We start from the raw sequence: 9453 nt of genomic DNA, 5'->3' as shown, positions 1-9453 counted from the left end.
CGGCCACCTTGCCGCTGTCGACCACGCCCTGCACAGCCTGGCCGAGCATCTTGGCGAAATCGCTCCCCTGCCCGGCTTCCGCCACCTGGTTGAGCAGCTGCGGCTTGCCCGACTGGCCCATCAGCCTGGCGGCGTTGGAATAGGCCGCGGTGGCGGCGTTGATCGGGACGGCCATGCTGGTCTCCGGCTGGAGCGGGATCAGGAAAAGTTGCAGACTCTTCCGGTTCAATCCCGCGAAAATCAAAGGGCCCCGCGCGTCAGCCGCGCAGGATATCGAGAGTGGACCCGAGCATCTGCCGGGTGACGGTGACGACGTTGAGGTTGGCCTCATAGCTGCGCTGTGCCTCGCGCATGTCCATGGTCTCGATCAGCGAGTTGACGTTGGGGTATCGGACATAGCCGGTGGCGTCGGCGGCCGGGTGGCCGGGCTCGTAGCGGGTGGTGAAATCGGACTGGTCGTAGGCGATGCGCCCGATCTCGACCTTGTTGGCGCCAAGCTCGCTGTCCATCACCGACTTGAAGGTCGGAATCTTCCGCCGGTACGGGTCCTGGCCGGGGGTCTTGCCGGCAGAGTCGGCGTTGGCGAGGTTCTCGGCGATCACCCGCATGCGCGCCGTCTGGGCGTGGAGCCCGGTGGCCGCGATCTTGAGGGAGGAGAGGAAGTCGTTCATGGCTTAGGCCTGCCTGCCGAGGGCGGTTTTGAGGAGCTTGACCGAGCGCGTGTAGAGGGCAGTGATCGCCTGGTAGTCCATCTGGTTGCCGGCGACCTTCATCATCTCGTCCTCGAGCGTAATGCCGTTGCCTTCCGGGGTGATTTCGAAGCTGTTCATGGTGCGGGCGCCGAACCTGTCGGCATCGCTGCTGCTCACCGCAATGTGACCGGGCTGCGTCGCCACCGTTGCGATCTTGACGGTGGAGAGGCTCTGCATGTGTTCCTCGAAGCCGACGGCCTTGAGGTCGCGGCCGCGATAGCCGGGCGTGTCGGCATTGGCGACATTCTCGGCGAGCAAGGTCTGCCGCGCCTGGTGCCACCGCATCTTTTCGCCGAGCGCGTCGAGCAGGCCAATTTTCATCGTGAGGCGGGTCCCGGAATCGCCTAGCAAGTGGGCAAATCCTGCCCACCAGTTATTAACGAGGCGTTAACCACGCCACCTGCGGGACCGAGATGCCTCGCATTTTGCATAATCTGGGCGCATTACTGGGCAATTAGTTCCACTGATTTGCGTTCGGATGGCCACCCCGAACGGGCAGGGAGTGCGCGGCATGCAGTTCATGACGAGTTTGCTGGGCGAGTCGGGGGGGACAATCGTCACGTCGGTGCTCGCGCTGGGCATCGTGCTGGTGCTGATCGTGCTGGGGCTTTGGGTGCTGAAACTCGTCACCCGGACCGGCACCGTGGTCGGTCGCGGCCGCAATCGGAGGCTCAGCGTCATCGACCACATGCAGGTCGACGCCAAGCGTCAGTTGCTGATCATCCGGCGCGACAATGTCGAGCATATGATCCATACCGGCGGTCCGCAGGACCTCGTCGTCGAGACCGGCATCCCGGTCGAGCGCCCGCCGCTGCCGACCCGCCGTAGCACCGAGCACGAAGTCCCCCAGCCGCCGACCCCGACGCTCACCAAGCCCGAGATCGACCGCCTGCGCGAGTTCGTCCGACCCGCTGCAGAGCGCAAGCCGCAATCTCTCCGCTACACCGGACTGCTCCGTCCTGTGAGCACGAGGGAGCCGGCAGTGATCCCGATGCCGCCGATGACTGGGGATAACTCGGGCCGCGGCAAAGCCGACTCAGCTACAACCCCCGCAGGCACGGATAACGGGCGGACTGCGCTTGGGGCTCAACGCAATCTCGGAGACGGCAGCAAGGCGGGATAACCGCCTCGCGCTGAAGCGCGCCCTAACCTTTCTCGCCTTCCTCGCCGCCCTGGTAGTGCCCGGTCTCGCCTTCGGGCAGGACGTCTCGATCAATTTCGGCGACGACACAACGATCACCGAACGCGCGGTGCAGATCGTCGGGCTGATCACCCTCCTGTCGCTTGCCCCCTCCATCCTCGTGATGGTGACGAGCTTCACCCGTATCGTAGTGGTGCTCTCGCTCCTGCGGACCGCCATCGGGCTGCAGACAGCGCCGCCCAACTCGGTGATGGTGAGCCTCGCACTGTTCCTGACGCTCTTCGTGATGGGCCCGACGCTGCAGCAGAGCTACGATAACGGCATCGCGCCGCTGGTCGCGGGCACCATCCCGATAGAGGAGGCGTTCACCCGCGCCGTGGCGCCGGTGCACGCGTTCATGGCCGCCAATGTGCGCCCGGAGGACTTGCAGTTGTTCTTCGACATGTCGGGCACGCCTCCGCCGGCCGACCCCGCCGCGATCCCGCTGCAGACGCTTATCCCCGCCTTCATGATCTCTGAGCTTCGGCGCGCCTTCGAGATCGGCTTCCTGTTGTTCCTGCCCTTTGTCATCATCGACATGGTGGTGGCGTCGGTGCTGATGTCGATGGGCATGATGATGCTGCCGCCGGTGGTGATCTCGCTGCCGTTCAAGCTGATCTTCTTCGTGCTGGTCGACGGCTGGCACCTCGTCGCCGGTTCGCTGATCCGCAGTTTCACCAGTACCTAGGCGGCGCCCCCGGAAGGCGTCGGTTTCGCCGGCAACATGGCCTCGGCGGTGCCGTAGATTTCGCGGTAGGAGGCGAGGAAGGCGTCGAGCGAATCCGCCCCGGCGACTTCGCTCGCCAGCTTGCGGAACTCCACCGATTGCGGGGCGACGTCGCGCGTCACGTACTCGAACAACGGCCATTCGGCCGACTTGGCCATCTGCTCGGAGAACTTCGAGCGCAGCCGCGACAGCCCCAGCTTGTCGCCGGCGAGGACGAAGCCGACGGCTGCCTTGACCACGCTCATCCGGGCCGGCTGCGACATCTGACCGGCACCCTCGGCGGGCGCGTTCAGCACCTCCAGCAGTTCGGATGCCAGGCCGTAGTTCTTCGATTTCCAGTAGCCGTCGACCCTGAGGATATCGGCATCCTTGCCATTGAGCTTGGAGATCAGGTCGAGGGCCAGTTCCTGCCGGCCGGCATCGATCAGGGCCCGGGATTCGAGGATGCGGCGCTGCCGCTCGAGCTGCGGCGGCAGGTCCGCGAGCCGGGTGCGGTTGAGGACGCGCAGCGCCTTTTCCGGGTTGCGGTCGGCGATGCGGATAAGCGCCAGGTCGGCGGCCACCTGCGCCTGCGCGACGCCGGTGAGGCGGCTGTCGATCTGGTACTCGAGCAGGTCTGCCGCCTGCGTCAGGAGGTCGACCTTCACCAGCCGGCGCGCCAAATTGCGGATCATCTCGTCGCCACGCGACCCCGGCGGGGTGAGCTGGCGGAAATCGTAGTAGAGGGAGAGCGCATCGACGTCGCTCAGTGTGTCGGCGGCGCCGTTGAGGTAGAGATCCTCGAACGTCACCTGCGCCTCGCTGACCAGCGTGTTGATCGAGGCGTTCTCGGGGAAGCTGGCGGCGGCCTCGCGCACGGTATCGAAGCCGTCGCGATAGTCGTGATTGGCGAAATAAAGCTCGGCGAGGAGCTTCTGCATCTCGGCCTCGAGCGGCGTGCCGCGCCAGATCAGCACTTCCGCCGAGAGGGTCTCGGTGGCCTTGGCGAGGTCGACCTTGCCGGTCTGCTGCAGCAGCAACAGGGTGCGATAGACCGCTTCAGCGCGGGTGGGGCGTACATCGGCGGCGATTACCTGGCCGTAGGTGTCGATGGCGTCCTGGGGGTGGCCCTCCAGTTCAGCGATCCGGCCCTGCATGAGCTGGTAGTACGTAACGTCCTCCGGCCCGAGCTTGGGGAAATCGACCTTGGCGATCAGCCGCAGCGCCAGCGGCGCGTCCTTGGTCTCGACCGCGGCACGCAGGGCCGCAAACAGGAATTTGCTCTGCACCCAGGTCGGATAGGTGGGAGCAACCGCTTCGGCGGAGAGCGCGTCGAGGCGTGCCCCGCGAAAGTCCCCGGCATCGGTCCGCGCGATGGCGCGCCACATCAGCGCATCGCTCTCCTCGGGGAACGAGCCGCTGGACAGCGTCGCCATGGCATCGTTCGAGCGGCCGGCGAGCGTATCGGCAATGGCGCGGACCAGCCGCATCTTCTTGCGCATGTCCTCGCTCTTCAGCTCCGGCTCGAGCACGCCGAGCACGCCGATCGCCTCGTAGCTCAAATCGTTGGCCACGTAGAGCTGCGCCAGATCGAGGCGCGCCACGTCGCGCAGGCGCCCTTCGGCGGCGGCGGCGCGGGCCATGATGGCCTCCTTGCGGGCGGTGAGCTTCTCCGGGTCGTCCTCGCACCAGACGCCCAGGTCGAGATAGCTTTCGCGGAACTCGGGAGCGTTGCCGGCGTCGAGCTTGCGGGAGGATTCGACCGCCGACAGCGTCAACCCGCTCCTGGTGGAGATCACGGCCACCTTGTCGGCCACCTCGACATCGAGGTCGTCGTTGCGCGGCTTGATCACCAGGCCATGTGCCGAGCGCAGCGCGTCGAAATCGACGAACTCCTGGCTGCGAGTCATGCCGCGGGCCGGCGGCATCAACGTGACCACCCGCAGCGTGTCGCCCACCACCGGGTCGCGCAGCACATGCACCTTGCCCGGCCGCTCGACGTCGGCGGTCATCTCGAAGCGGCCGGTTTCGTCCCGCACGCGGCTCAGCGTCATCGGCTCGGTGGCGTTGAGCAGCGCGTCCCCAAGCGACAGCACCCAGGACCTGCCCTCGGAGCCGAGCGTCGCCAGCCGATCGACGGCAAGGTCGAGGCGCACCACCTTGGTCTCGCCCGCCGCCACCACTTCAAACCCCGTCGCGATGCTGGACAGCGCCTCGGACGGAGGTGGCGACGCCATTGCCTGCGACGTGTCGAACACCATCCACACCGTATCGCCGCGGCGAAACACGGCGGCGGGCGTATCGGTGTCGAACGGGAAAGTAACACGCACCGTATTGCCTGCACTGGTCACCTGCGGCGTGACGATGCCTCTGCTTGTGGGATAGAGTTCCGAGGCGTTGTCGCCGGCGGTTTCAAGCCCGAGCCGCGCCGCGCGCCGCTGTTCCTGGTCGGCGGCGGCCATTTCCAGATCGAGTCGCGCCTGATTGGCCTTTTCCTCGGCCGCCAGGGCCGCTTTCAGCCCCTCGGCCGGTGCGACATCGACATCCATGACGAACTGGCGCGGCGACGTCTGGTAGAAGCGCGGCACGACGCCCTCGGCCACCGCGAAGCTGACTTCCGAGCCCATCGGGCCCACCGCGTTGACGGCGCCCTTGAATTCCTTGGGCAAGTCGGCCTTGAGCGCATAGAGATCGATCGGCACCGGCCAGTCGAAGGTGATCGCCCCCCGGGTGCCCTTCACGGCGAACTTGGCCTTGGTGTCGACACTCCAGTCGAACTGCAGGCGGAGGAACGTCGGGTTGCGCCCGACCCGCACGGTCGCGACCGGCCTAAGCGTCTTGGCCTCTTCCGCCTTCCGCTGCTGCTCGGCCAGTTCGGCGGCGCGCTTCGAGCGATCGGCGAGCGCCGCCACGACTTCCGGCGGCAGCGATGGCGGCAACCCGACCCAGTCGGTGGGCAGCAGGTCGATATAGAGCTTCTCGCCCGCGTCCATGCGGTTGATGTTGAACGTGGTCCTGAGCCCGATGCGGATGCCGCGCCGATCCGGATCGACGCGCGCGATGGTGGCGTATTCGGGCATGGCGAGGGCGATGTCGGGAAGCAGGACCGAGATCGGCGCCTCGAACTCGATCGCGAGGACGCCGTTCTCGTATTTCACCGTGTACTTGGGCAGGTCCAGCCGATCCGGAAAGGCGATGATCAGTCGCCCGAAGCCCTTTTCGGGAGTGGCAAATATCTGTGCCTTTTCCTGCGCCCAGGCAGGGCCTATCGCTAGACCAAGGGCGACCAGAAACGCCAGCGCGACCATGCGCCACGAGGACGCGAACGTCCCTCGCCGATATGCGACCCCCGCTGTCATGCCGGCTTCTGCCCGCCTTACACTCTTCTGGTCAGACGAGCATAGGCAGCCCGGCTTAACGCGGGACTAACCGGATACGGCACAAACCTTACGCAGATAGAGGTTTTTCGGCGTCGATATCCGGCTTCGCGAAAAGGGGCACCGGCGTCTCTCCGGCGACGAACCGAAAACGTCGCCCTGAAGCGCCTACTGCCCGATGATCTGCGGCAGGCTGTTGAGGTCCTCGGCGGCGACGTCGAGGCTCGGTTCGCCCTCGTCGGCGGTGAGGCCGGCGGTCAGCTGCTGGGCTTTCGCCGGGTCCATCCGGGCTAGGATCGGCGCCATCTTCCGCGGATTCATGGCGCGGGCGACCTTGACCAGTATGGCCAAGTCCAGCTGGTTGAAGATGGTCGCGGCTTCCTTGGCTTTCATCGTTTCGTACATGGCGACGATGCCGACGAACTGCTCCTTCTCGGCCGACTTCTTCTCGTCGACCAGGGCGTTGATCCTCGCTTCGATTGCCTTAAGCGCGGCTGTGCGCTCCTCGATCCGCTTCTCGGCCGCTTCGACCAGCGCCATGCGCATTTCGAGCTCCTGCTCGCGCACGTCGAGCGAGTCGCGCCGCTCGCCGAGTCGGCCCAGCAGATCCTCTTGACTGCCCGGCTCGGCAGCCATCGGCGCCAGCACGCCAGAACTGTTCATTTCCATCGGCAGAGCGTCACCATGCTCGTTCACCGGGATGGGGACACAGTCCGCTGGAGCCTCGACGGCGCCATGTTCGCCGGTTCCGGCAGCCGCCTCAGCTTGCGGAACCGCTTCTGCGGGGACGCCGGGCGAGGCCGTCCGCGTTGGCGGGCAGAGGGTGGTTTCGGCCTTGCTGGCGGCGTGCGCCGCGGCCGCCTCGGCATTGGACTCCAGCGCCGGGATGGCCTCCGCGGGCTGTTCGCCTCCGGCAACCGGCGCCGCTCCGTTCTCCCCTTCGGATGGCACTGTCTCGGAACTTTCGTTGGGACCGAGCGGCAGAACCGGGGCGCCGTCATCGAGCGTCGGGCTGTTGTCGTCCATCGTCGCATCGGCAGGCAGCGCCATGGTGGGATCACCACGCCCCTCCGCGGTCGCAGCGGCGCCGCCGCCCGGCTGGGCGCCGCCGGCCGCAATCGCGCTTCCCGGGCCGGTCAGGACATAACCACCGGTTGTCACCAGCCCGATACCCTTGAAGAGCAGAAGCGCGGTGGCGGCGGCTATGACGACCGGAAGCAGGCGCGGCGTCTTCAAGCGGCGTTACCCCTGATCCGCGGGCGCATGGAGAGCTGCTGCAGCGCCGATTGCACCTTGTTGGGCTCGTCGAGGCGATCGTCGAACAGCTGGCTACCGCGGGCGGCGCTGGTGATCCGCGCCAGCCGATCCATGATCTGCTGGCCGGCGCTCACATGGTTGGCGAGTTCGATCCCGAAGCGCTCCGCTTCCCCGAGCCGCGTCTCGAGCACGGTTTCCGCTTCCCGGGCCGTGCCCTTCAGCTCCTGGATGGCCGCATTGGCGAGGCCGGTGGCCTGCATCAGATCGGCAACCATCTGCCTCAGTTCGCCGCGATCGGAGTGCAGCCGCTTAAGGCGCTGATTGAGGATCACGCAATACCCGATTGTCGTTGCGAGCAAAATCGCGACCAGCGTTTCGATCACGATTCCCGGCGACAATCCGAACATCAGCGGCCCTCCATTTTGTTTTCGTCGATGGCCTCGAAGGCCGCCATTGTTACTTTCGGGGCGTTGAGCGGGCGCGACACGCGCACCGACACGTGGCTGCCGATATGTCCCATGATCGCTTCGGTAATCTCGACATCGCCGCAGCGGAGCCTGATCGGATCGCCGGGCGCGCGGTCAAACATCACTGTCTCGCCCGGCGCCATGGTGAGCACCCGACTGAGCGGGAGGTCCATCTCGTGCAGGATCGCGTCGATCTCGATGTCGGCTGCAAAGATTTCGGTAGCGAGGTGGCCTTCCCAGATCGGATCACGGCCGAATTTCTCGCCCATGTACATCTGGAGCAGTTGCTCGCGGATGGGCTCGATCGTGGCGTAAGGCAGCAGGATCTCGATCTTGCCGCCGCGATCATCCATTTCGATGCGAAGCTCGATCAGGATCGCCGCATTGGCCGGCCGAGAGATCGCGGCGAAGCGCGGGTTGGTCTCGAGCCGCTCGACCTTGAAGTTGACATCGGTCACCGGCTCGAAGGCGCGGTGCGTGTCCTCGAGGATCACCTCGATCATCCGGCGGGCCAGCGCCATCTCGATGGTGGTGTAGGGGCGACCCTCGACGCGGATCGTGCCGCCCACCCGCCGCCCGCCCAGCAGCACGTCGATCATCGAGTAGATCAGTGCCGAGTCGACGGTGAGGAGGCCGAAATTGTCCCATTCCTCAGCCTTGATCACCGAGAGGATGGCAGGCAGCGGGATGGAGTTGAGGTAGTCGCCGAAGCGCACCGAGGAGATCGAGTCGAGCGCAACTTCCACGTTGTCGGAGGTGAAATTGCGCAGCGAAGTCGTCGCCAGCCGGACCAGCCGGTCGAAGACGATCTCGAGCATCGGCAGCCGTTCGTAGCTGACCAGCGCGGAGTTGATCAGCGCCTGCACGCCGGTGAGCTCGGCGCCGCCACCGGCGTTCGGGTCGAAGCCGAGGAGGCTGTCGATCTCGTCCTGGTTGAGCACCCTGTCGGACGCACCGCCCTCCCCGCCATCAGCTTCGAGCATGGCCGCCCACTCGGCGCTCATTGCATCTTCGCCACCCGCGGCGGCCGGCGTTCCCGCGGCGCCCACATCGAGGCCCCAGTCGTCGCTGAGCTTGTCCTGTTCGCCCGGTCCAGCCATCACTGCACCAGGATTTCCTTGAACAGGATGGAGTCGACCTGCGCCGGGAAGATCGCGATGTTGACGCGTCTGCGCAACTCTTCCTTCAGCCGGTAGATGCCGGCCGAGCCCTCTAGATCGCTCCTGCGCAGTTCGCGCAGGTAGACCTGGAAGGCGTCGACCACCTTGGCCATGCGAGGCTGAATCTCGGTCATCACCTCTTCATTGGCGACTTCGAGCGCTACCGTCAGCTTCATGAACTGCTCGTTCTCGCCGTCGCCGCGCAGGTTGACCGTCATGGTGGGCAGGTTGAAGATGAAGGTCTCGGGCATCGCCGCGACGTGGTCGCCGGCGGGATTCCTGGGGGCGGAGAAGAGCAGGAAGTAGGCGGCCGCACCGCCACCCAACAGCACCACCGCGGCTGCGACCATAGCGATCAGCATGAGGGGCAGCTTCTTCGTCGCGGGAGCAGCGACCTCGCCCTCCTCGATATCGGCTTCGACAGCCATGCCCAAACCCCTGCCCCACTGGTCGATTCCGGTCCTCCTCGAGCTAATCGCCAGAGGGTTAACGATTGGTTACGAACTGCTCGAAGCGGCAGAAATTGCCGGGCAGTTTTTGCCACGCGACTGGGT

The 9453-nt window shown here is 65.9% G+C and carries 9 protein-coding genes; 2 read left to right on the top strand and 7 right to left on the bottom strand.

The window, feature by feature from the left end:
* Window positions 1-257 precede the first annotated feature (257 nt).
* Window positions 258-671: a flagellar basal body rod protein FlgC gene (gene flgC / locus JWQ89_RS09740; protein WP_299640503.1), complete on the bottom strand. Its 414-nt coding sequence runs from the start codon at window positions 669-671 to the stop codon at window positions 258-260.
* A gap of 3 nt (window positions 672-674) precedes the next feature.
* Window positions 675-1073 (bottom strand): flagellar basal body rod protein FlgB, encoded by a 399-nt coding sequence (flgB, locus tag JWQ89_RS09735; RefSeq protein ID WP_299640501.1) that lies wholly within the window; start codon window positions 1071-1073, stop codon window positions 675-677.
* Window positions 1074-1263: 190 nt separating this feature from the next.
* Here flgB and JWQ89_RS09730 point away from each other — a divergent pair, with 190 nt between their 5' ends.
* Entirely contained in the window at window positions 1264-1875 is a 612-nt protein-coding gene (locus tag JWQ89_RS09730) for a hypothetical protein (RefSeq protein WP_299640499.1), read from the top strand.
* A 49-nt stretch (window positions 1876-1924) separates the two neighbouring features.
* A complete protein-coding gene (gene fliP / locus JWQ89_RS09725) occupies window positions 1925-2620 on the top strand; it encodes a flagellar type III secretion system pore protein FliP (protein ID WP_299640506.1) in 696 nt (231 codons plus the stop codon).
* On the opposite strand, the gene JWQ89_RS09720 is transcribed toward fliP, so the two are convergent.
* From JWQ89_RS09720 to JWQ89_RS09700, 5 genes are all read right to left on the bottom strand, one after another.
* On the bottom strand, window positions 2617-5997 hold the full coding sequence (locus JWQ89_RS09720) for a hypothetical protein (protein ID WP_299640497.1): 3381 nt from the start codon (window positions 5995-5997) through the stop codon (window positions 2617-2619). The two genes, fliP and JWQ89_RS09720, sit on opposite strands and share 4 nt — an antisense overlap.
* A gap of 186 nt (window positions 5998-6183) precedes the next feature.
* Complete coding sequence (locus JWQ89_RS09715) at window positions 6184-7251, bottom strand: hypothetical protein (RefSeq protein ID WP_299640495.1); 1068 nt, start codon at window positions 7249-7251, stop codon at window positions 6184-6186.
* Entirely contained in the window at window positions 7248-7679 is a 432-nt protein-coding gene (locus JWQ89_RS09710) for a DUF6468 domain-containing protein (protein ID WP_299640493.1), read from the bottom strand. Before JWQ89_RS09710 ends, JWQ89_RS09715 begins: the two co-directional genes overlap by 4 nt.
* Complete coding sequence (gene fliM / locus JWQ89_RS09705) at window positions 7679-8839, bottom strand: flagellar motor switch protein FliM (RefSeq protein WP_299640492.1); 1161 nt, start codon at window positions 8837-8839, stop codon at window positions 7679-7681. Before fliM ends, JWQ89_RS09710 begins: the two co-directional genes overlap by 1 nt.
* Window positions 8839-9327, bottom strand: coding sequence for a flagellar basal body-associated FliL family protein (locus JWQ89_RS09700; RefSeq protein ID WP_299640490.1), 489 nt, complete (start codon window positions 9325-9327; stop codon window positions 8839-8841). Before JWQ89_RS09700 ends, fliM begins: the two co-directional genes overlap by 1 nt.
* Between the last annotated feature and the right edge of the window lie 126 nt (window positions 9328-9453).

The organism is Devosia sp., from assembly GCF_028290645.1.
Classification (GTDB): Bacteria; Pseudomonadota; Alphaproteobacteria; order Rhizobiales; family Devosiaceae; genus Devosia_A.
The sequence above is the reverse complement of the archived record's forward strand: the minus strand, read 5'-3'. Positions and strand labels throughout refer to the sequence as shown.

Bases quoted from the DNA above. Each gene is read 5' to 3' on its own strand.
- flgC (WP_299640503.1), bottom strand. From the start codon at position 671: ATGAACGACTTCCTCTCCTCCCTCAAGATCGCGGCCACCGGGCTCCAC.
- flgB (WP_299640501.1), bottom strand. From the start codon at position 1,073: ATGAAAATTGGCCTGCTCGACGCGCTCGGCGAAAAGATGCGGTGGCAC.
- JWQ89_RS09730 (WP_299640499.1), top strand. From the start codon at position 1,264: ATGCAGTTCATGACGAGTTTGCTGGGCGAGTCGGGGGGGACAATCGTC.
- JWQ89_RS09720 (WP_299640497.1), bottom strand. From the start codon at position 5,997: ATGACAGCGGGGGTCGCATATCGGCGAGGGACGTTCGCGTCCTCGTGG.
- JWQ89_RS09710 (WP_299640493.1), bottom strand. From the start codon at position 7,679: ATGTTCGGATTGTCGCCGGGAATCGTGATCGAAACGCTGGTCGCGATT.
- fliM (WP_299640492.1), bottom strand. From the start codon at position 8,839: ATGGCTGGACCGGGCGAACAGGACAAGCTCAGCGACGACTGGGGCCTC.
- JWQ89_RS09700 (WP_299640490.1), bottom strand. From the start codon at position 9,327: ATGGCTGTCGAAGCCGATATCGAGGAGGGCGAGGTCGCTGCTCCCGCG.